This window comes from Bacillota bacterium, assembly GCA_040754315.1.
Classification (GTDB): Bacteria; Bacillota; Sulfobacillia; order DUSP01; family JBFMCS01; genus JBFMCS01.
Genome location: JBFMCS010000032.1, coordinates 1 through 21,485 on the forward strand (window position 1 = coordinate 1; position 21,485 = coordinate 21,485).

Sequence of the window (21,485 nt, forward strand, 5' to 3'; positions counted from 1 at the left end):
GATCAAATACAGCTTCGACAAGACTACGGCCATGTGACTACGTTTTAATACCTCAGCAGTACCGCAAAATCTCCTGTAACCGCAACGGTTTCGGGAGATTTTGCCCCTTTTATCTGTTAAACTCGGGGCGGCTCTTTATCTATTATCCCACATATCTGCAACAAGGCCTAAACATGCTAAAATACTTGCAACGGGAGCAGCCTAAGCTGTTGGTGCTCCCTTCAGTCCTGGTGTTTCGGTCGTCCCACATTGTGTTCCCATCTCACGGAATAGTACTTACAGAGGCAGGCGGGTTCAAGGTGAAGATCCGCGAGATAACTGACAGGCAAAAAGAAACCATCAAATGGGACCAGACCCTTCAAGATGCCGCTTCGCTCTTCGGGAGGATACGGTGGGTCAACGAGATTCCCGTTGTTGATCAACAGGGCCGCTTGAAAGGGGTGATAAGGCGAGAAGACGTGCTTGAGGCTGTGGCCAAGGGCTGTCACCCTACGACCCCTGCTATTGATGCCCTAAAGCGCACTTCCAACATTGTTTCGGAAGAGGATGACGTCAACCCTGCCCTGATCTTTTCCGGCCCAGAGAGCTGTTGGGTGTATGATTCCAACAAACGCCTCGTAGGCAAGCTGAACGTCAGTAAGGTTGACTCCCTTGTGGTGGAACAGAGACTTCCCCTCATGGGCCAGCAGGGCAGCATTGCCCGGGAGATTGACCTGGCAGACCTGGTAGCCATCGAGAACCAACCGCTCTTTTCCGCCATCCTCGAATCCTCCTATGACGGGATATACATCACAGACGGGCATGGGATTACACTCTACTGCAACAGCGCATGGGAACAAACGACGGGGCTGCCGAGGGAGAGAATGCTGGGTCGGGACGTTCGGGAAATGCAGTTTGAGGGGATGTACTCCAAGAGCGTAACCCTGATTGTGCTGGAGCAGAGGGTTCCGGTGACTATCTTTCAGGAGTACGTGACCGGCCGGCAGGCCCTTACCACCGGCAACCCCGTCTTCAGTAAGAGCGGTGACATCGTGAGGGTGGTCTCGAACGTCCGAGACATTTCCGGGCTCCTCCACCTTAGGAGGGAACTTGAGGCCACCAGGGCGCTGTATGACCGTTCTCGGTCAGAGCTCTCTGAGATGACCCGGCAGCAGATGGAGTCCACTCACCTTGTGGCCAGGAGCAAGTCCTTTCAGCGCGTCCTGGAGATGGCCTCCAAGGCGGCCCATTTTGACACCACCGTCTTCCTCACAGGAGAGTCAGGGGTGGGCAAAGACGTGGTTGCCAGGTACATTCACACCCACAGCGCCCGCCGGGAGAACCCTATGATCCACGTGAACTGTGCTGCCATTCCACCCTCACTTGTGGAATCGGAGCTCTTCGGTTACGTCAAGGGTTCCTTCACGGGAGCTGATAACAGGGGCAAGCCAGGGATGTTCGAGCTTGCGGATGGGGGCACCATCTTCCTGGATGAGATAACAGACCTGCCTCTGCAGGTGCAAGGGAAGCTCCTCCGCGCAATACAGGACAAAGAGGTCTACCGAGTCGGTGATCGCCGTCCCACCAGGTTTGATACGGGCATTATCGCTGCCTCCAACAAGGATGTAAAGGTAGAGATCAAGGAGGGTCGCTTCAGGGAGGACCTCTTCTTCCGGCTGAACGTCTTCCCCATAAGGATACCCCCCCTCCGCGAGAGGCTCGAAGACATACCCACCCTCGCCTTCCACTTCATCCGGCGCCACAACGAGAAGCATAGAACCCAAAAGATCCTGGCGGCTTGTACCATCGACGCATTCCTGGCCTATTCCTGGCCTGGTAATGTGAGGGAACTAGAGAACCTGGTGGAGTACCTGTTCATCACCTTGCCGGGGAATGAGATTGCCGTCCGTTCCGTGCCTCCAGACCCCGAGCCAGGCTTAGCCCTGGAATCTCCCGTCCGGGATGGGAGCCTCAAGGATGCGTGCTCCCGGTATGAGAAAGCGGTTATAGCGGCCGCTCTGGAAAGGCACGCTTCATTGAGACAGGCGGCCAAGGCCTTAAACCTCAATCCCTCCACCCTTCTTAGGAAGGCGCGGCGGCACGGGCTCTTCTAGTCTAAGCCGTTGCCTATGGACAACACCCCTTGGGGCCTCTGTTGCCAGTGGGTAACACCTTTGCCCGCCACGAATTCCCTCTCTCGTCTATGAGCATAGGCCCCAAAGCCTTTCTTGCCCCCGTTGGGGTCTCTCCGCGCTCTGGCACGGGGATTGCAAAAGGGTATTCCCTAAGCCAAGTCGGGAAAGGGGGTGGCGGCAATGACGGAGTTCCATGAGGATCCCATGGACACGGTGGCGGCGCCAGCACGTGTCCTGATAGGCGCATGGCTAGGTTTATTCCTGGTCTACCTTTTATACTTCAAAATCTGGAGCTGGCTTCTCGGAGGCTAGCGCAAGAAGGAGGTGCCAGAAGAATGAACGCCGAGTATCTCGTGTTCGTTGTCATCTATTTCGCTGCTATGCTTGGGATAGGTATCTGGGTATCTCGAAGGGTTAAGGGAGGGGATGACTACATCCTGGCGGGCCGGAAGGTACCCTTTTGGCTAGTAGTGGGCGGCATTGTTGCCACCTGGGTCAACTCGGCGACCCTGATGGGATATGGCGGCATGGGCTACTCCGTGGGCATCGCAGGTTACTGGTCTGGCGGTGCCTTCATGCTCATGTGCACCTGGATGGGTTGGTGGATGATACCTCGGCTAAGGCGAACCGGCATCGTGACCATCCCCGAGCTCTTCGAAAGGTACTTCGGGGTTAACCACCGGATCGTGGCCGTTCTGCTCGTGATCGGAAGGGACCTGGGAGTCACTGCTGGCATTTCCATCGCTATGGCCATGATGTTCCAGTTCATGTTCGGTGTCAGCCTGGTGACGGCTCTCGCAATAACCCTCGCCGTGGTGCTGGTCTACACGCTCCTGGGCGGCATGTGGGCGGTCATGTACACTGATCTTGTCCAGTCCATCATCATCCTGATCGGCACGGTACTCGTCATCCCGCTGGCCGTCTCCGCACTGGGTGGGTGGAGCGCCATGACATCGGCGATACCGGCGACCCACTCCCAGATCATGAATGCCGGAATCCCACAATCCGCAGGGTGGTTTCTGACGGGGGTCCTCATAACCGCGGCGTACCAGACCATAATTCAACGGGGACTCGCCGCGGAGAGCGACGAAACCGCCAAGAAGGCCTTCTTGTACGGGGGCCTTATAACGATAGTCTGGTACATGGTACCCTTTGTCATCGGAACCCTGGGTCGTACTCTTTACCCGGATGTGGCGGCAGGGGACATCTACCTGCACATGATTACACACCTGAAGGGACCCATCTGGGGCGCCTTCTTCTTCACAGCGCTCCTAGCCTCTTGCATGTCGACAGTGGACTCTTGTGTGCTTACGGTCAGTTCCAACCTGGCCAATGACATCTACAAGAGACTGGTTAACCCCAAGATCAGCGAGCAAGGCCTCATCACCGTCCAGAGGGTATGTGTGGTAGTAGTGGCGGTGGCAGCCGTCGTGATAGGCCGGACCCTGCCCATGGTCCTCGAGCTCTTCTGGGTGGGCGGCAGGATAATGGCGGCGGCGCTTGCCCCCGTGCTGATCGCCCTGGTATTCTGGCCCAAGGCGCGCCGGTGCCGGGTTACCACCATGGCCGCCATGCTGATGGGCTCCGGGTTCACTGTGTACCAGCAATTCTTTGGGGCCAAGTACGAAGCGGGCACGGCTTTCCTCTGGAGAATGGATCCCATACTAATGGGTTTCCCCATCGCCACAGCGGTTCTCATCATAGGAGTGCTGCTGGAAACCCGAAGGTTGGATAAACGCTACTCTCATCCAGCGTGAAATCAAGCAAGGGGCGGCCCGGGGTCGCCCCTTGCCCACTTCTCATTGTCGTCCTCATGATAGGAGAGATGAAAGTGCCCTATAGACTTGGAGTGGACACTGGAGGCACCTTCACGGACATCGCCGTGGTGGCTGAGGGGAGTGGTGATCTTCATGTAGCCAAGATACCATCGACTCCCGCCAACCCATCCAGGGCAGTGCTGGAGGGCTTGAAAGAGGTCCTTGGGAGTCTTGGCCTTGATCCCAAGGAGATCTCGTTTTTCATCCACGGCACCACTGTCGCGACCAACGCCCTTCTGGAACACAGGGGTGCGAAGACTGCGCTTATCACTACCCAGGGTTTCCGGGACGTGCTCCACATAGGGCGCCAGAACCGGCCAAAGCTCTACGATTTCTGGGCCCGGCGAGCCGAGCCGCTGGTACCGCGAAGCCTCAGGTTCGAGGTGGGGGAGAGAACCCTCCACGATGGCTCCATCCTTACGTCCCTCGACCAGGAAGAGGTCCGAATGAAGGCCCGTGAGCTCAAGGAACAAGGGGTTGAGTCCGTGGCGGTCTGCCTGTTGAATGCCTTCGCCAACCCTGGCCACGAGACACTTATCGGTCGGGTTCTTAACGACGAAATGCCGGGCACCTTCATCACGCTTTCCTCTGAGGTGCTGCCGGAGTTCAGGGAGTACGAGAGAATGTCCACGGTGGTCATCAATGCCTACGTGATGCCGCGAGTGGCCACCTACGTTCAAGACCTCAGGACCAATTTGGCGGGGCTCGGGCTGGCTTCGGACCTCTACATAATGCAATCGAATGGGGGTGTTATCACAGCACCCGAGGCGAAAAAGGTGAGTGCCCGCACAGTGCTTTCAGGTCCGGCCGGTGGCGTGCTGGCGGGTCTTTTCGTCAGCCGCCTATGCCAGAGACCGAATGTGATAACCGTTGACATGGGTGGAACCAGCCTTGACGTATCCCTAATCCACCAGGGAAAGCTACTGGTTACCACGGAAGGGGAAATCGGCGGGTATCCTATGAAGCTCCCGATGATAGAGATCAACACCATCGGTGCGGGAGGGGGAAGTGTTGCCTGGATAGACCAAGGGGGAGCCCTGAGGGTCGGCCCGCACAGCGCTGGCGCCGAGCCCGGGCCCGTCTGCTACGGCCAGGGTGGCCAGGCGGTTACCGTAACTGACGCCAACGTAGTGCTAGGAAGACTGAATCCCGAATACCTGCTGGGCGGCCGCATGCCCCTGGAGAGGGCTCTAGCCTTCCGGGCCGTGGAAAGCCAGATCGCCGCACCTGCGGGAATGACCCCATTGCAGGCGGCCGAGGGAATCATTAGGGTGGTCAACGCCAACATGGTAAGGGGCATAAGGGTCGTCTCCGTTGAGAAGGGATATGATGTCAGGCAGTTCTCACTGGTAGTCTTCGGTGGGGCGGGCCCGGTGCACGGGGCCCAGCTGGCTCAGGAGCTGGGCATACCCGAGGTAATCGTGCCTCCCCACCCGGGTGTCACCTCCGCCATGGGCATGCTAGTGGCTGATGTCCGCCATGACTTCGTACGCACGGTGGTAGGGAAGGTGGAATCGCTTTCTGCCTCGGACCTTCGGTCAGAGTACCAGGGGTTGGAAGGCCAGGCGCGTGCCCAACTGGAGAGAGAGGGCTTCAGGGGGAGTGATATGCAGCTGCTGATGAGCGCCGACACCAGGTATGCGGGGCAGGCCTATGAGCTGAACGTGCCCATCAGCCGATCGATCTTGGAAGAGGGCTCCCTTCAGGAGATGGCCTCTCTGCATCACGGGTCTCACCAGCGGCAGTACGGGTACAGCCTCCCCAGGGAACCGGTGGAACTGGTCAACCTGCGTCTAACCGCCTTCGGGAGGCTTCCGGAGTTCCAAGTGACAGGCCACCGCCGTAGGCTGAAGGAGGAAAAGGTGGGTTCTGGGGAGAGAAAGGTCATCTTTGACGGGGAGGAGATCATGGTTCCGGTGTTCCCGAGGGATCATATCGATGCGGGGTACTTCCTGAGAGGGCCTGCTATCATAGAACAGATGGATTCTACAATCGTGGTGTTCCCGGGCCAATGGGCTGCCTCTGACCAACACGGCAATCTAGTGATTAGACAAGGCGAGGAGGCTGCTCAATGAGCATTGACCCAGTTACACTCGAGGTCATGAGGAACGCCTTCCAGTCTGTAGCGGAAGAGATGGGGGCAGCCCTGATAAGGACGGCACTCTCTACCAACATTAAAGACAGGAGGGACTGTTCCACTGCTATTTATACGCCGGAAGGCTCCCTCGTCGCTCAGGCGGAGCACATTCCCCTTCACCTCGGGCTCATGCCCACTGTCGTCAAAGAAGTGCTCCGGCGGCATCCCCCCGAGAGGCTGGGTCCGGGCGACGCCGTGATAATAAACGACCCGTACATAAGTGGGTCTCACCTTCCCGACATATGCATGATAACCCCGGTCTACAAAGAAGGAACACTTGTCGCCCTCCTGGCCAACCTGGCTCACCATGTGGACATAGGCGGCATTTCGCCAGGAGGAATGCCCGCCAGTTCCAGCGAGATCTTTCAGGAGGGTTTGAGGATTCCCCCTATCAAGCTGCGGGAGGGGGGAGAGGTGAAAGAAGAGATCCTGAACCTCATATCCAGCAACGTCAGGACCAGCCAGGAGACCAGAGGCGATTTCCAGGCTCAGATGGCGGCGAACAATGTGGGTGAGAGGCGAGTTCTCGAGATAGTGGACCGGTACGGAGCCAGCCAGGTGCTCCGTTACATGGAGGAGATCATCAACTATTCGGAGCGGAGAATGCTGGCCATGCTGGAGCAGCTTCCTCGAGGGACCTACAGGTTTGAGGACTACCTCGAGGGGGATGGGTTTTCGGATGACCTCATCCCAATTAAGGTGGCTGTGACGATAGAGGGAGGGAACGTCCACGTAGATTTCACGGGTACCAGCCCGCAGGTGAAGGGCTCCGTGAATTGTACTCGCGCTGTCACCCTTGCCAGTGTTTATTACGCCATCAAGTGCGTGGCCGACCCTGACCTCCCTTCTAGCGAAGGAAGCTACAAGCCTGTGAAGGTGACCACCCCTGAAGGCACCCTGGTGAACCCTCGCTTCCCGGCAGCAGTATCCAACGCCAACATCAATACCGCGCAGCGCATAGCTGATGTGGTGCTGGGAGCTCTTGCCCTGGCGGTGCCGGAAAGGGTGACAGCTGCCTCTACAGGGAGCATGAGCCTCTTTACTATCGGGGGGCTGGTGCCGGGGACCAATACCTACTTCTCCTATGTGGAGACCTATGGAGGCGGGCAGGGGGCCCTGTGGGATCAGGATGGTATGGATGGCGTTCATACCAACATGACCAACACCAGGAACGCCCCCACGGAAGTGATCGAAATGACCTACCCGTTGCGAGTGGAACGTTACGGCTTGGTGCCTGATTCAGAAGGCCCGGGTGCCTTCAGGGGAGGCCTCGGGCTCACCAGGGAGATCGTGGTCCTGGGAGAAGAGACGGGAATAACCCTAAGCACGGAACGGAGAAAGACTAGACCGTGGGGACTACAAGGAGGGAAGCCGGGAGAAGGTTCCGAGTGCTGGCTGGTGCAGGGAAGAGAGAGGATACTACCCACTAAGATCACTACTACCGTTTCCTCAGGAAGCAAGCTAATCTTGAAAACTGCAGGTGGGGGAGGTTACGGTGACCCCCTCAGGAGGGATCCGAAGTCAGTCCTGTGGGACGTGAGAGAGGGGTTAATATCCTCCGAAAGGGCTCGGGAGCGTTATGGTGTGGCTGTGAATACGGAAACCTGGACAGTCATGGAAGAAGAAACCGCAAGGTTGAGAACCAAAAGCAGCCATCCTATGAATGACGGTGCGCGTCCAGGACCGATGATCTGAACCGGGTCGCGGGGCGGTCATGCCAGAGCGTATCTGGCGGCTAATCTAAACCCAGAATTCGCTCCTCGGTGCTCGGCAGGGGTGAGTGCTGGGCTGAGAGGCCTATAAGAGCAGGTGGCTAAAATGCCAAGCGAAAGCCAGGTCCCTGATGCACAGTGGACCCTCCCACATGGTATCCACCCCAGTTGCCGGTTAAGCACCAGCATCTGAATAAAAACCTAAGAAAAGCCATGACTGTTCAGCCTTGGATGTCTGGATACAATACGACAAAGAAGAGAAAACCCTTGTGGTCAGTGGGAATAGAGAGTCTTCCCAGAAGCCGCCAGGGACTACCTGGGAAAAACCGGGCATGGGGGGAGCGAGTGATTTTACGAATGAATTGCGGTAAGGTGATTGAAAAGGCGGCTTCTAGGAACAGCCAGGGCCTTGAGCGGGTGCGCACCACAAAAATGAGTATAGGGCAACAATGCCCCCATCATGCCGGGCGTGTAGAGGATGCATTCAGTTTCGCAGGCGGTCTACCGAGTAGCAGGGTAAGGATGGAGGGATGGTGTTCATTGCGATGAGGTGGGTGTGCCAGGCCCAGGCCCTGATACTCCTTAAGATGAAGCGTTCGATTTCGCGGCCTATCTTGACGTGCTTGAAGCAGCGTTCCGAGGAGGTGCGGAGGGCATAGGTTTTCTTTTGCCGGGCAGATCCCCCCCGGGGTACTGTTGAAAAGGCGCGGGTCCTCGATGGGCTTGGTGTGCATGGTCCTCTGTCGCCTCCCCTCTATATAGGGATTTAGCAGGTTAATGCAACCCCCCGCGGCGAGGAGCTGGAAATCGTGCGTGGCCGTGTGGCCGCTTAGGGGTAAACCCCGGTTCTCCGGCCCAAGATCATCGTCTTCGCCGCGTTTCAGTTCGACCGGACGCGGCAAAGGACATTGACGAAACCCATTGGCCGGGTGTCACCCTGCTGAAAGCAACAGATGAATGCCGACCTCTTGACCGATGACCTGGAGGAAAAAACGGGCCAGCAACGAGTTCTTCTGGCTGATGGCCACCCGGACGTGGCAGTGGAGCGCCTCCCGGATGGCTAATACCGCCTATCGGTGCACGGCTTCGACTACTATAACACCAAGACCGGTCGCATCGAACCGGGTGGCGCGGACTAGATCGCCGTCTGGCTGCTGGATACCGATTACAACGGGCGTAGTCTGTATCTACGCCAGGTGTTCTTCCCGATGGCCGGGGAGAAGGAAGGGTGGGCACGGCTGGCGAAGAGCCTCAAGGCCGAAATCGACGAGGAGTTGCTGGAGGTCTACCGGGGGACGGTCTCGCTCCCCTTCGCGCCGGGAGATCACAAGCGCATCGCCGTCAAGATCGTGGACGACCGGGGCATGATCTTAAAGGTGGTGAGAAGTTAGCAATGAATCCAAGTCTAACAGTTTCCCGCGAGAGTATTGCTGAGTTCTGCTTGGAACACGGCATCCGGCGGTTAGCAATCTTTGGCTCTGCGCTGCGTGGTGATTTTCGCCCGGATAGCGATATAGACGTTCTGGTAGAATTCGTGCCTGATCGTATACCCGGCCTCCTGGGGATAGCCCGTTTGGAAAGAGAACTGTCGCTTCTCTTTAACGGGCGCAAGGTAGACTTGCACACGCCGGAGGATCTGAGCCGGTATTTTCGGCAAAGTGTGATCGAGGAAGCTGAGGTGCAGTATGCGCAAGAGTGAGGCCATTCGTTTACGGCATATGCTGGATGCGGCCTAGGAGGCCATAACCTTTATCCAGGGGCGGGACCGCAGCGATCTTGACACCGACCGTCAGCTTGCCCTGTCGTTGGTGAAGAAGTGGAAATAACCAGCGAAGCCGCTTACCGGTTATCGCCGGAAACGCGAGAGAACCTGCCTGAAATACCATGGGAAGACATCATCGGTATGCGCCACCGGCTGGTACACGCTTACTTTGACATTAACCTTGACATCCTGTGGCAGACCATCCGGGAGGACCTGCCTGCTTTGGTTTCACTCTTGAGTTCTGCGATGTCAGTGGAGGAATCTTGATGGCCAGAACAACCATCGACCGGCTGATCATCAACTTGCCCTACGATGAACCGGCAAGGCACTGGTGCTGCGAGCGCGAGACGCGGACCTTCGACCTGGTGGAGGTCCGCGGCCCGGCGGGCTACGTGGTGGCCTCGGGCGACTCCAAGGCTTAACGATCCCGGCATTTTTGTGGAACCCGCTGGTTAACCAGGTCCACCCGCGCGTAAGAGCCTGGCGCAAGGCAGGCTACCCCGGCGTCACCGGCACCACCGAGCGGTTACTGGAGCACTGGCGCGACCCGGAGGAGTTCGAAAGCCGACGCTTCTTCTTCCGCTAGAGGCGGTGGAAACGCTGATGTGGCTGAGCGAGTCGCGCCGGGCCGGCCGCGTTGGAATCGAGATTCTCGGCGACGGCGGAGAGTTTACACGCCAATGCTGCAAGATGGCCACCGGCTCGGGCAAGACCACCGTCATGGCCATGGTGGTCACCTGGCACATCCTGAACCAGGTTACTTATCCGCAGTTCGACAAAACGTGCTGGGTGATTGCACCCAGGCTCGCAGTGAAGAGCTGGCTGGCGATGCTGGAACCCGCCGGTATCGGCAATTACTACGAGGCATTCAACATCGTACCCCCGGCCCAGGACAAGCTACGCCAGGGCAAGGTGCTGGTGCGCAGCTGGCACGCGCTGGCCTGGGGCAGCGAGGAGCAGATCAAAAAACGGCGCAGCGTGGACACGCGTGACGCCAAGAGCATTGAGGCTATACCTAAATACCTGCGCAGCCGGGATATGAAAGACAGCGCCGGGGGGGCCACGGTCTGGATCTGTGCGCTGGACCAGCTGCGCCGTTCGCGGGGCATCCTCACCTGCTACGACTCTTCCGCTATGCCCTTCACACCGCCGGGCAAAAAGAGCAGCGAGGAGGCGCTCTTCGGCTGGATCGCCAGCGACTTCGGCCTGAACGACGCCATCGAGCAGACTTGGTCAAGACCCCGCGTAGTGGTGCGCGACGACGCCGTGCCCGGCGAATCAAAGAAAGAAACGGCGCTTGGGAAGCGCCGTGATGGTGCAGCCTGAGTGGTCATGGCCCGTCTAGAACAGGGGGCGCTTTTTCATGCCTGCCTAGCCAGACTGTCCCGTTTCGGGCGAATCTAGTATACGAAATTCCTCACAAGCACTATTGGAGTCCCCGCATCAGCAGACCCAGCAGCCAGGTCGGCCAGCGTGCCAAGTATGCTGGTGACGCTCCGGGGAGTGGTGCCCAGGGTCTCTCGAGAGATGTTGCTCTCCTTGTTCTGGAGAAGATGTGCCATCTGTTCCCGGGAGTAGCCCTGGCGAAACCACGTTTCTACCTGGAGTTTCAGTTTCGTCCCGGTCCTCAGGGCAGCGCTTCTGAGGCCGGAACTACATCCTATGCAAGGATGCGGATCAGCCAGCTCATATATCCCGGTATCAGGGTCCTTATACGCGCCGTCTCCAAAGATCAGTACCTCAACCTCCCTCCCGGTATCCTGCTTCACGCTTTCTTTTATGCTGTCTGCTGCGACATCGGCGTTATCCGGCAACAGCTTCAGTATTCCTTTCTCCAGGTCGGACGCATTAGAACCTATGACCCCCCACGGTCCAGGTCCGAGATCCTGAATTGTCAGTACGGGAGTCTTGGTGCCAAAGGAGCCAAACAGGTCTTTAAGCTGGTTACGCTTGTGAACAGCACCGATAATGACTCCATCGACAACGCCCGCGTCGAAGACCTTGAGAGGATTATTCGTGAAAAGGATCTCGCCATTCGCGTTTTCCTGCCGAATCAGGTCAAGGTACATGCCAGGGTAATCCATCTTCGTAATGGGATGGACAAAGCTGCGGTTTTGCACCTCCTCCGAGTAAATGCAGTCCGGGTCTTGATAGATCCCCACCTGGGTTGAATAGGACAGTTCAGCTATGAGAGACTTTTCCATCCCAGATGCTAGATAGGCCTCAGCATCCACGATGGTCACTTTCTGCCTCTCCAAATCTACCGTTATGGCCAGGGTCCCATCGCTTTGGACATCATTCTTGATGCTCAGAGCCCTGCGCGATGTCTTGCTGAGGTTCTCAAAACTCACTTCAGCGATCATACTGCGACCATCGGGAGCCTGGAGTGTTAAGTCACCTACTCCCTGCCCGGTTATCTTCCGGATGGCGCTAATATCGTACCCGATTTCCTGCAGTTTAAGGGCCGCCAGCAATTCCCGGATGAGGACATTCATGTGAGGAGTGTTGCCTCGTATCTGTTGCAGGCTGTTGAAGATCCCCTTGAATCGCAAGCGCTTGGTAGTGAAGTCTTCATCCAAGACCTGGTTTCCCACTTCGTCGGCGGGTATCGAAAGCTGGACCACTACATATCCTCCACGCGTGGCCTTGGCTATCGCCCGGAGGATTAAGGCAAAACGGTTCCTGCTGACAATTGGACTGATTACAGCCAGCCTGTCGCCCCCGCACAGTTTCAACTGGGATATTAAGGCCTGAGCCAGCTCATCACATGTGATGTATCTGTTCTGGGAACGTGCCAGGACCGATTCCGTAACACAGATTATGTCGCCGTCTTCCACGATACCCTCAACTGCAGACACGGCAATCCCACGGATATCGTCGCTGGGCAGGATCAATGGTGTCTTCAAGCTTATGACAACGACGCCGGCCTCTCCGGGTATTCTTAGATCCATGAAGTACCACCTTCACAGTCTGTCTCGCGGGGCGTACCTGATTTCTCCCGCAACGCTGGCAGCATCACTGCCCAAGAGCAGGCCACTTCGCCTTGGCTCCTGGAAACTGGCCAGAGGAAACACAAATGCCACCCTTGACCAGAGTACCACCTGGCGAGCGGGAAAGTAAAGAGGAATAGTGAGGTGAAAGGAAGAGATTGGCACACGTCTTTTGAACTTGAAGGAAAGTATCGTGGGGATCAGGTGTTGGGCGGGTTCTTATGAGGTGATACGATGGCGGCCGGCAGGTTCTCACAAGACGGGAAGACACCATGGTGGCTGATAGAACCCGGAAAAGCCAGGTTCGAAGTAGTAGGCGCTGGCGCACAAATTGAAGATGAATCTATCTATCATCTCGCGCCGCGAAGAGATGGTCACCGGCGCCTCCCTCTGAAACTCCTGCCTGCATTGGACCTGGAACGCCTAAGAGCCTGCGTGCTTCCACGGAATTACTGTGCTCTCATGGACGGGGTGAGGAAGGGATCCTGCCATCCTGGGTGGAAGAAGCGACTGGACTGCTCGATCCATTCGTCACAGACAGGGCCATGCTTGAGCCAAGTCTCAACAGGATCTGCGAGACGAGAGGGCGATGGGTTTAGACATGAGGACGCAAGACATAACGTTTATCAGCCTGTTGGCAGCGGTTCTGGTGGCGGGGGGTTACATTCTGTACCTCCTAAGCAGGGCCATACCACTCCCCGGAGGCAAGTTTGTCCTCATGGCTCCGTACCTTTCCTTGATAATGGCCATAGGGCTAAAGCGCCTTAAGAGCTCATGGACCATGGCGCTTATAAGCCTGGTCTTTGGAGGTATTCTTATCGTATTCACGCCGTTCATGGGATTAGCGATCCTGTCAGCGGGCATACTTTCTCATCTGAGCAGCCGCCTGCTTCCGGGAACCTCAGACTCGCCATTCAAGATATGGTTTTCTGCGGCCTTCTATCCATTATGGGGTTTCTGGCTGTCATTGATAGTCTCCAATTACTTCACCGGTAATCTGCTATTTAGAACGATTGGCGTTGGCCTGTTCTTTGCCATGAGTACCCTCATATACGGGCTCGCCCTCGGCGGTGCAGTCGTGGGTCTGGAAATATCGAAACGCGTTCTACAGGGGAAAATGGCGAAACACTAGGTCCTTGAAGTGCCTGGCTGTGCGGACTAAAACTGGGCGAGAGATGCTGGCAGTATGAGGGAGTGGAGTACCGATCTCTCTCATAGCCCCCTTCAGATTATCGCCGTACCTGCCATATGGCCCTGATGGCGATAGCCTAAAACCTACTAAGGCTCTTTGTCCTGAGAAACCTGAAGAATGCAAAGGGCTTCACGGGGGTGGCGTTGAGAGTATTGACCTGCCTCCCGCTGCTGAAAGCCCCAATCTATGTACTCGCCCCTGCCCCCGGCTAAATGAGGTTCTCATCGTGGCCGGTGGTCAGGAACAGGGGGAAATACCACGAAATCCCAGCCCATCACGCAGATCGCCCGCTGCACCCGATTTGGCTACCCCTTCCTCAAACGGACCCGGAAATGCCCAGGTCCTACAAACCCTCTATTGATGCAAGCCGGATCGTTGACGACATGCTGAAGATGAAGTATCATGTGATTACTATCCGCCATAGTAATCACTGTGGGATTTGCTAACGAAAGGCAGGTAGTAAAGGTTGACAAGACCTTTCATCCCCGACTTCAAACCGCAAAGAGAGGGGCTTCGCCGGGTGCTCGGCGACCTGGAAGCGGACGTCATGGAGACAATGTGGCAGATGGGCGAGTGCTCTGTCAGGGACGTCTACGAACGTATGCGGCTTGACAAGGAACTTGCCTACACCACAGTGATGACGGTGATGTCCCGGCTTTCTGACAAGGGCCTGCTTTCCCGTAGGCAAAGAGGTAAAGCGTATATCTACGTACCGTCCATGGGAAGGGAGCAGTACCTGGACAAAGTAGTTGGGGAGGTCATGGATTCGTTGCTTTTTAGCCACAGGGATAAGGTCATTTCCCATTTTGTAGACCGGCTGGGCGAGGCCGACGAAAAGGCCCTTTCTGAACTTGAGGAAATCATCAGGCAAAAACGGAGGCAGTAAGTGTGATCTTCCTTGAGTCTTTTCTTGCACCATATATCATCTACCTGCTGCTGGCCAGCGCGCTTTCACTCGGTGTGGCGGTAGGCTTTGACAAGCTCTTTTCCCCCGGCCCGCGGACCAGGGTGTGGCTTTACGCGGGCACGCTTTTTCTTCCCTTTGTCACCTATATCAGATACCTCATGCACGCTGCATACACATGCCGGGTAAATGGCACAGTCACCCAGGCACTCATCTGCGTGCTGGCCGCCAGGTACTGGCTGTTGCTTGGAACTATTACTTCGCTTCTTTTTTCCGGGTATCTTCTCTTTAGGTGGCACCGGCTGAAGGCTCCGGGGCGCAGCGCAGCGCCATGGGCGGACCCGCAGGCGTACGCCCGGGTCCGGATGCTCATTGGACGCCTCGGTCTTCAACGGGAGCCGGGGGTCTTCCTCCTTGATACCATATACCCGCTGGCTTACGTGAAGGGGTATACAAGACCTGTGATATACCTGTCACGTGGGCTCTTGGAGATCTTGGATGACCAGGAGCTGCAGGCAGTGCTCGCCCACGAGGCGGCGCACATAGTCGGAGGCGACAACGCCCTGAACCTGGCACTTTTATTTAAGGAACTCGCGTTCTTCTCTCCGTTTACTCACCTGGCGTACGCACGCTTCAGCCAGGCAAGGGAGGAGGCGGCCGACGCGCTGGCTGCATCGCGCACAGGATTTCACGATGCGCTCGCCTTGGCCATCATCAGGGTGATGAAGAGGACGCACGGGCTCAAGTACTGCGCCCAGCTGCGCCCTGCCGAAAGCTACCTAGTCCGGCCAGCCGGACCTGTGGCCCGGGTCAGGCGTCTACTTGACGATGGCGCCCGGCACCGCTGTCGCTACATGCTGCTGGTGCCGCCTGTCTTTGGTCTTACGCTTGGCTTGTTGTTCGTTCTCTGCTAGGAGTATTTTGTTTTGCCCAAAACTACTACGTTTCGTAGGACATTGAGAGGAGACGATAGGGATGGGATTTTTCTCGGTGGCATCCAAGAATCTGCTGCGCCACAGGATTCGCTCCCTGCTCACGATCCTGGCCATCGCCACCGGTATCTTCATGCTTTACAGCTTCCTGGCCTTCAACAAGGGTTACCAGGCAGGCCTGCGCAGGGAAGTCGGCAACATGGGAGCCCACATGCTGGCGATTGCCAAGGGGTGTCCCTATGAAGCCACAGCCATGATCGTCCACGGCGGTACTATTACGGATTACCTGACTCGGGAGGACCTTCTGCGCATCCGGGAGATGCCAGGCGTTGCCCGGGCGGTGGGGATGTTCATGAACCAGAAGGCCCTCGAGCACGGGAAGGTGACGGTGATCTACGGCGTGGACGAAGATGTGTTCGCCTTAAAGCCCTGGTGGGTAGTGAGAGGCGACAGGCAGCTTAGGGACGATAGTGTTATCCTGCCTGTGGACATGGCGGAAACGCTCGGGATAAGGCTGGGGGATGCGCTGGCCATCCCTGGCATAGACAGGGAGTTTCGGGTCGTAGGCCTGCTTGAGCGAACCGGTTCCCAGGATGACCAGTTCGTATACATGCCTCTTCTTACCGCCCAGCAGATTTTTGATGCCGAGGATAAGCTTACGTCCATCGCAATACAGGTGCATGACATAACCAGGACCGAGGACGTGGTAACGCAGGTAGAGTCGCTACCGGACGTTCAGGCTGTTACCATGACACAGGTGCTCGGAACGGTGGAGACGCTCATGACCCAGGCGCAGGCCATGGTAACCACAATTGTTGTAGTCGCCATATTCATAAGCGCAATCGGGGTGGCCAACACCATTCTCATGTCGGTATTTGAGCGCACGCGGGAGATAGGGATGATGAAGGCCGTGGGCGGTTCGGCGGCAGATATCTTCGCGCTGATTTGGCTTGAGAGCTTGCTGCTTTCGCTGGCGGGTGGGGCGCTCGGGGTCGCAGGGGCCATCAGCGGGGGAAGGCTCCTTGAGGGAGCCGCCCAGGCGTTGCTGCCTTTTGTACCATCCGGCAGCCTGATCGTCGCAGACTGGCGCATCGCAGCCTTTAGCATCGCTCTATCCATACTCCTTGGGATCGTGGCAGGCGCGTTTCCAGCATATCGTGCCGCTGTGATAAGTCCCATGGAAGCGATAAGGAGTGAATGATGTGAGCGCTCTGATCCTCTGTGAGAAGATGAACAAGTACTATAAGCGGGGCAGCGAAGTCGTGCGCGCGCTGCACGAGGTAGATCTGCGCGTGGATGAGGGCGAGTTCATCTCCGTGATGGGCCCTTCGGGTTCTGGTAAGACAAGTCTTCTAAACCTCATCGGATGCCTCGATACACCCTCTTCAGGCAGCTACATTTTTGACGGAAAGCAGACGGCCCAGCTAAGCGAGAGAGCACTCGGGCACATCAGAAGGCAGGGCATCGGCTTTGTGTTCCAGCAGTTCTTCCTCTTATCTACGCTGACTGTGAAGGAAAACGTCGAGCTCCCGCTTCTGTTCGGGAGAGCGCGTGACAGAAACCCCGTGATAGAAGTGCTGGATATGGTGGGTCTCAGGCACAGGCAGGGACATCTGCCCCGGGAGCTGAGCGGGGGTGAGATGCAGAGAGTCGCCATTGCACGGGCCCTGGTGAACAACCCAAGACTCCTGCTTGCTGATGAGCCCACGGGAAACCTGGATTCGGCCAACGCAGACAGGGTGATGGAACTCTTCAGGCAGCTGAACGCAGGCGGAATTACGGTGATCATGGTCACTCACAACAGTGATCTTGCCCGCCAGGCGGAGCGTACCATCACGATACGTGACGGAAGGATAAGAGGTGAATGTGAACAATGGGAAAGGGAGTAATCGTCTTTGTGCTTTTGTTTGCGGTGTTTACGGGCTACTACTTCTTCAGGGGCCTACTTTCGCAAGAAGAAGTGTTCGGTGCGGAGGCGCCAGCTGAGGCCCGGGCGGCACGGATCGGAGAGATCCTGGCCGATCCTGGGGCATACTCCGGGCAAATGCTGGTCGTAGAGGGTAAGATTTCGCTGGTCTGCGGCAGCGGCTGCTGGTTTTATATGGTATCGGCCGGTGAAAGGGAGGGCATCGTGGTGGATCTGGCCCCCGCAGGTCTCACCGTGCCGAGGAGGATTAACGCCAGGGTACGAGTGTATGGCGGAGTGTTGGTTGACGGAAACAGGGTCCTGCTGGAAGGCTTGCGGGTGGAGTTTCTCTGATCTGTACCTTCCTCCATACAATACCCGCCTGACTCTTTCGGCGGGCCTTTTTTGGCAAAGGAGGGTTTGCAGGCCTTTGATATGTGTGATACAGGGGGCGCTGGCTGGGGGGAATACCCTCAGGATCATCTTTTCACGTCGCCAGTTATGGGCCAGTGCCCCCCGGTATGTGTCAGTTTGATGCCGCGCGCAGAAAGGCTCTCCTCGAAGAGGTTGAACGGGACATCTTTGTGAGAGACTATGCCCGGTTTAAACATGCCGCTCAGTATCATCTGCACCCCAATGCTTGCAGTGAATGCCGTTGTGCGTGCCATGGCGGTAAACCCTGTTGCCAGGTCTCTCCTGTCGATAACCTGGTATACGGTTCTCACGCGCTGCCCGTTCTTGACCCCACGGGCATCTGCGCGGATCAAGGCAACATCCCGCTCGCGTTCCGCATACCAGAACTGCTCCTGGCTGCCCAACAGGCTTGCGAGGAAGTCTGCGGGCGACACCTCGCTTTCTCCCACTTTCAAAGGTGTATCCCCCAGAAAACCACACCTGGCCATAGTGTCCCAGAATTGGCCATGACCTGGCCAGCGGCATATGTACCGGCCCATCGTTCTGACGGTCTTCTCGATGCCAAGCGCATGGACGTACCGGGCGGAATTACCGTTCGGGAAACACTCAAGAGGATGGCCGAGTTCCTCGAGATAAAGCATGTGAGTGTTGTGAGGGGAAAACATCTCCACCGCCGGGATACGGATGACTCTCCCGTCACGCAAGAAGCGCGCTGGCCTGAAGTAGGATTTGAAGACGCCTTTGACGGACCATGTGAACTTGTATTTCAAAGGATTCCCCGCCGCGTCGATCTCAGGGAAACCCGCTCCGTAGGAATCGAGTTCGTGAACCTCATCGAGGTCCCTGGCCGCTTGGTGGCACAGTATGAGGTCTATCCCGGGATCCATGCCAAATTCGGGGAGAACGCATACCCCTTTTTCCCCTGCATCAAGGTCCAGCTGGTGAAGGCGCTCCCTGGCGGCTTCTAGCCTGGAGGCATCCTCTTCGCCTGGGTCCGTTAGGTAGGAGGCGTTAACGAGATGGACTCCTGTTTTAACCGCAAGCTCAGCCAATGGGTAAGCGAACTCCGAGGGAAGCAAATCCAGGACGGCATCCGCGCCCGCCATTAACCTGGATATATGCGCGCCGTCACGGGCGTCGGCAACGATCCCTGTGATTTTCGGAGAGTGAACCTGCAACATGCCATCCTCCAGGGCCTGGAGCCTGTCAGCCACGACTATTTCCGAAACCGCGTCGCACTTGGCCAGGTCATGAAGCGCAGCCTTGCCCTGCATTCCCAAACCGAGAAGCAAGACTCTCTTCTTCACTGCAGGAACCCCCAGTCCGGGCACAATTGGGGCCCGGCAATTGCGCGAGGGAAAAGATGAATCAGCCCCGGCGCAAAAAACCGGTCATACAATGGATGCCTCCCAACCCCTTGAGCAATTCCGAAACATCAAGCTCGATCACTTCCACTCCTGCATCCTGCAGGATGGTTCTGGTCTTGGGATTGCCCGAGGGCATTAAGAGCGTGCTTGGTTTTAGTGCCACGAAGTTCAAGGCAAAGGTATTCTTAACCTCGTCAATATCCGATGCCTCCAGTATCCGGAACCCCCTGTCTCTCAAGGCGGCAATAACGTCGTAAGGTGTCTGCCACGGGAAGATCATTGCGGTATTCCTGTCCACCATGTTCATCACGCCGTCTATATGAGCCTGCCCGTACGGTATCTGAAAAGGGATTACGTGCTCAACGCCCATGTTTCTCAGCTCATATTCCACCTGCCTGGCACCAGACGAATTACACCGGGAGCCTGTTCCTAGCAGTACCGTTTCCGGGTCGATCCACATGCAGCATGCGCCCTCGAAAATACCGTCGGCATTTACAGTCTTCAGTATTGGCACACCGTGTTCCGCGAGCGCGCGCGCCACATACCTTTCCTCCCCGCGTCTTGCTGCCATGGCCGGCCTGCCGATGATAGCACCCTCTCGTGTCATGAACATTAGGTCTCTGACGAACAAGGCGTTCGGCCGGTCCCTGCGCGTTTCCCCGGCGTAGTAGACGTCAACGCCGTGGCTTCTGTAGAGAGCGGCCATCTCATCGTGCTGCTTCCGCGCCAGATGGGGGTCCATGGCCTCTCGCCACCTGTACGCGATGGGGTCGCCTATGCCCTCGATCTCAGCCCCCGGCCGGTGAAGGAGTACTGCCCGGAGGGGCTCAACCTCCGACGTGACGCCCCAGTCACCCCACAAATCCCCCATATCCTCAATAAACGTATCATGAGACGGAAACCATTTCTCGCCGGTTACTTCCATCGTGATTCCTCCCCAGATCCCCCAAAGAGGAAATACTCTTTCACCGCTTTTACTTCGCCCGGAAGTAGTCCCCGAGTGTATCCCGGAAAGAAGCGCCGTGGTCCTAGGGTTCAAGGTCAAGATGGCCTGAGCGCTCATTGAGCACCAAGCCCCGCTTCTTCAATTCGTTAAAGAAGAACGAGGCTTCAAAACACATATCCGGCGATACGACACCCCGGGTGCTTACACCGGCTGCCAGCATCTGGGTGCCCACAGACATGGGGAGTCCAGTGTTCTTCGAATACGCTCCAGGTATTCCCCAGGCATCCTCGGGCGGGTGCGTTGTGTAAAACGAGAGAGTGAGGGGCTGCCCGCCCTGCATGGCCTGGATTTCCACAACGAGCCCGAATCCCCATATCTCCTCCTCAGCCAGGACTTTGCTGGAAAACACGAATCGCTCCATGAACTCCATGGGCTCGATCATTGCATCCCCGACCCTGACCTTTCCGGCGGTGAAGAACCCGAACTCGTGAAGAAACCGAAGGTAAGAACGTACTTTCGGTGTCCAGGTTCCCCTCACGCTCACACTCCTGACCGACGGGAAAGAGCGTGGTATCGTGAAGACTTCTGAATGGGGCACGTAGTAGGTCTCCTGAGGCCCTATCGGGTGCGGAAAGTGCACAGTCTTAGGCCCCGAAAATGGGGGGACCCTGTGGTACTGCCCGTCCTTCAGGTACATTCTCCCTGTCTCCTGGGGATCCACCTCCCACGTGGTGGTATGGACGAGCCCCGGAGCAGTCGCGAGGGCCCTGTAGGAGGCAAAGGCGATGTGCACGTCACGCAACTCATCACAGCGATCCAGGGCATACCGGGCTATCATGTTGGTGACGCCGGGTGAGATCCCGCAGCACACCACGAAGGTAAGGCCAGCTTCCTCGAACCGTTCATGCATTTTTAGCTGCTCGGCTGTGGCCCCGATGTCAATCCCGTTCACGCCGGCTTTCAAGGCCATTTCCGTGACGTAGGTATCGTACTTGAAGGGGAGGCAGTTGCACACCAGTGGGAATTCCCCGATTAGCCGGAGAAGGGCCCTCTCGTCCTCCACCTCCAGGGGAAAAGCCCTGAACCTGCTGTCTTCAAGGGAGGATACCAGGCTTTCGGCTCTTGACATGTCAGCATCGGCTACCACCACACGGGAAAACGTACTTGTAGCTGCCAGATCCCTGACCACCTCGGACCCGATCAAGCCCGCCCCACCCAGGACAATAAGATCCATCGGAAACCCCCTCGTTTAGCAGGCGGGGGGAGGCGGCAAGCCCTCCCCCCACTTCGTA

17 protein-coding genes and 1 pseudogene are annotated in these 21,485 nt (G+C 57.1%); 14 read left to right on the forward strand and 4 right to left on the reverse strand.

Going from position 1 to position 21,485, the window contains the following annotated elements; genetic code table 11:
• The first annotated feature begins 299 nt into the window (after positions 1-299).
• The 8 genes and pseudogenes from AB1576_06170 to AB1576_06205 all read left to right on the forward strand — a co-directional run bounded on the left by AB1576_06170 (position 300) and on the right by AB1576_06205 (position 10,814).
• Complete coding sequence (locus AB1576_06170; protein ID MEW6081351.1) at positions 300-2,093, forward strand: sigma 54-interacting transcriptional regulator; 1,794 nt, start codon at positions 300-302, stop codon at positions 2,091-2,093.
• A gap of 356 nt (positions 2,094-2,449) precedes the next feature.
• The gene (locus AB1576_06175) at positions 2,450-3,871 is read left to right on the forward strand and encodes a sodium:solute symporter family protein (GenBank protein MEW6081352.1); all 1,422 of its coding nucleotides are present in this window, start codon (positions 2,450-2,452) and stop codon (positions 3,869-3,871) included.
• A gap of 68 nt (positions 3,872-3,939) precedes the next feature.
• On the forward strand, positions 3,940-6,006 hold the full coding sequence (locus tag AB1576_06180) for a hydantoinase/oxoprolinase family protein (GenBank protein MEW6081353.1): 2,067 nt from the start codon (positions 3,940-3,942) through the stop codon (positions 6,004-6,006).
• Complete coding sequence (locus AB1576_06185) at positions 6,003-7,763, forward strand: hydantoinase B/oxoprolinase family protein (GenBank protein ID MEW6081354.1); 1,761 nt, start codon at positions 6,003-6,005, stop codon at positions 7,761-7,763. Before AB1576_06180 ends, AB1576_06185 begins: the two co-directional genes overlap by 4 nt.
• Positions 7,764-8,988: 1,225 nt before the next feature.
• The gene (locus AB1576_06190; GenBank protein MEW6081355.1) at positions 8,989-9,171 is read left to right on the forward strand and encodes a hypothetical protein; all 183 of its coding nucleotides are present in this window, start codon (positions 8,989-8,991) and stop codon (positions 9,169-9,171) included.
• Positions 9,172-9,173: 2 nt separating this feature from the next.
• A complete protein-coding gene (locus AB1576_06195; protein MEW6081356.1) occupies positions 9,174-9,479 on the forward strand; it encodes a nucleotidyltransferase family protein in 306 nt (101 codons plus the stop codon).
• Positions 9,480-9,596: 117 nt separating this feature from the next.
• Positions 9,597-9,809, forward strand: coding sequence for a HepT-like ribonuclease domain-containing protein (locus AB1576_06200; protein MEW6081357.1), 213 nt, complete (start codon positions 9,597-9,599; stop codon positions 9,807-9,809).
• Positions 9,809-10,814: pseudogene (locus tag AB1576_06205) on the forward strand (type III restriction endonuclease subunit R). The gene AB1576_06200 and the pseudogene AB1576_06205 overlap by 1 nt, the downstream one beginning before the upstream one ends.
• Positions 10,815-10,942: 128 nt before the next feature.
• Here the strand turns inward: AB1576_06205 and AB1576_06210 are convergent.
• Positions 10,943-12,493, reverse strand: a complete 1,551-nt coding sequence (locus AB1576_06210; protein ID MEW6081358.1) for a coenzyme F420-0:L-glutamate ligase — start codon at positions 12,491-12,493, stop codon at positions 10,943-10,945.
• Positions 12,494-13,133: 640 nt separating this feature from the next.
• On the opposite strand from AB1576_06210, the gene AB1576_06215 reads away from it, so the two are divergent.
• From AB1576_06215 to AB1576_06240, 6 genes are all read left to right on the forward strand, one after another.
• Positions 13,134-13,664, forward strand: a complete 531-nt coding sequence (locus AB1576_06215) for a hypothetical protein (protein ID MEW6081359.1) — start codon at positions 13,134-13,136, stop codon at positions 13,662-13,664.
• A 526-nt stretch (positions 13,665-14,190) separates the two neighbouring features.
• On the forward strand, positions 14,191-14,610 hold the full coding sequence (locus AB1576_06220; GenBank protein ID MEW6081360.1) for a BlaI/MecI/CopY family transcriptional regulator: 420 nt from the start codon (positions 14,191-14,193) through the stop codon (positions 14,608-14,610).
• Between the two features lie 2 nt (positions 14,611-14,612).
• Entirely contained in the window at positions 14,613-15,542 is a 930-nt protein-coding gene (locus tag AB1576_06225) for a M56 family metallopeptidase (GenBank protein ID MEW6081361.1), read from the forward strand.
• Between the two features lie 61 nt (positions 15,543-15,603).
• Positions 15,604-16,761, forward strand: a complete 1,158-nt coding sequence (locus AB1576_06230; GenBank protein ID MEW6081362.1) for an ABC transporter permease — start codon at positions 15,604-15,606, stop codon at positions 16,759-16,761.
• 1 nt (position 16,762) lies between these two features.
• Positions 16,763-17,449: an ABC transporter ATP-binding protein gene (locus tag AB1576_06235; GenBank protein MEW6081363.1), complete on the forward strand. Its 687-nt coding sequence runs from the start codon at positions 16,763-16,765 to the stop codon at positions 17,447-17,449.
• Positions 17,434-17,820 carry a hypothetical protein gene (locus tag AB1576_06240; GenBank protein ID MEW6081364.1) on the forward strand — a complete coding sequence of 129 codons (387 nt, stop codon included), beginning with the start codon at positions 17,434-17,436 and terminating at the stop codon, positions 17,818-17,820. Before AB1576_06235 ends, AB1576_06240 begins: the two co-directional genes overlap by 16 nt.
• 125 nt (positions 17,821-17,945) lie before the next feature.
• On the opposite strand, the gene AB1576_06245 is transcribed toward AB1576_06240, so the two are convergent.
• The 3 genes from AB1576_06245 to AB1576_06255 all read right to left on the reverse strand — a co-directional run bounded on the left by AB1576_06245 (position 17,946) and on the right by AB1576_06255 (position 21,427).
• On the reverse strand, positions 17,946-19,187 hold the full coding sequence (locus tag AB1576_06245; protein MEW6081365.1) for a saccharopine dehydrogenase C-terminal domain-containing protein: 1,242 nt from the start codon (positions 19,185-19,187) through the stop codon (positions 17,946-17,948).
• A gap of 61 nt (positions 19,188-19,248) precedes the next feature.
• Positions 19,249-20,172: an arginine deiminase family protein gene (locus AB1576_06250; protein MEW6081366.1), complete on the reverse strand. Its 924-nt coding sequence runs from the start codon at positions 20,170-20,172 to the stop codon at positions 19,249-19,251.
• A gap of 103 nt (positions 20,173-20,275) precedes the next feature.
• Positions 20,276-21,427, reverse strand: a complete 1,152-nt coding sequence (locus AB1576_06255; GenBank protein MEW6081367.1) for a saccharopine dehydrogenase NADP-binding domain-containing protein — start codon at positions 21,425-21,427, stop codon at positions 20,276-20,278.
• Between the last annotated feature and the right edge of the window lie 58 nt (positions 21,428-21,485).

Coding starts and splice junctions, on each gene's coding strand:
- AB1576_06175 (MEW6081352.1), top strand. CDS start 2,450: ATGAACGCCGAGTATCTCGTGTTCGTTGTCATCTATTTCGCTGCTATG.
- AB1576_06180 (MEW6081353.1), top strand. CDS start 3,940: ATGAAAGTGCCCTATAGACTTGGAGTGGACACTGGAGGCACCTTCACG.
- AB1576_06185 (MEW6081354.1), top strand. CDS start 6,003: ATGAGCATTGACCCAGTTACACTCGAGGTCATGAGGAACGCCTTCCAG.
- AB1576_06190 (MEW6081355.1), top strand. CDS start 8,989: ATGGCCGGGGAGAAGGAAGGGTGGGCACGGCTGGCGAAGAGCCTCAAG.
- AB1576_06195 (MEW6081356.1), top strand. CDS start 9,174: ATGAATCCAAGTCTAACAGTTTCCCGCGAGAGTATTGCTGAGTTCTGC.
- AB1576_06210 (MEW6081358.1), bottom strand. CDS start 12,493: ATGGATCTAAGAATACCCGGAGAGGCCGGCGTCGTTGTCATAAGCTTG.
- AB1576_06215 (MEW6081359.1), top strand. CDS start 13,134: ATGAGGACGCAAGACATAACGTTTATCAGCCTGTTGGCAGCGGTTCTG.
- AB1576_06230 (MEW6081362.1), top strand. CDS start 15,604: ATGGGATTTTTCTCGGTGGCATCCAAGAATCTGCTGCGCCACAGGATT.
- AB1576_06240 (MEW6081364.1), top strand. CDS start 17,434: ATGGGAAAGGGAGTAATCGTCTTTGTGCTTTTGTTTGCGGTGTTTACG.
- AB1576_06250 (MEW6081366.1), bottom strand. CDS start 20,172: ATGGAAGTAACCGGCGAGAAATGGTTTCCGTCTCATGATACGTTTATT.
- AB1576_06255 (MEW6081367.1), bottom strand. CDS start 21,427: ATGGATCTTATTGTCCTGGGTGGGGCGGGCTTGATCGGGTCCGAGGTG.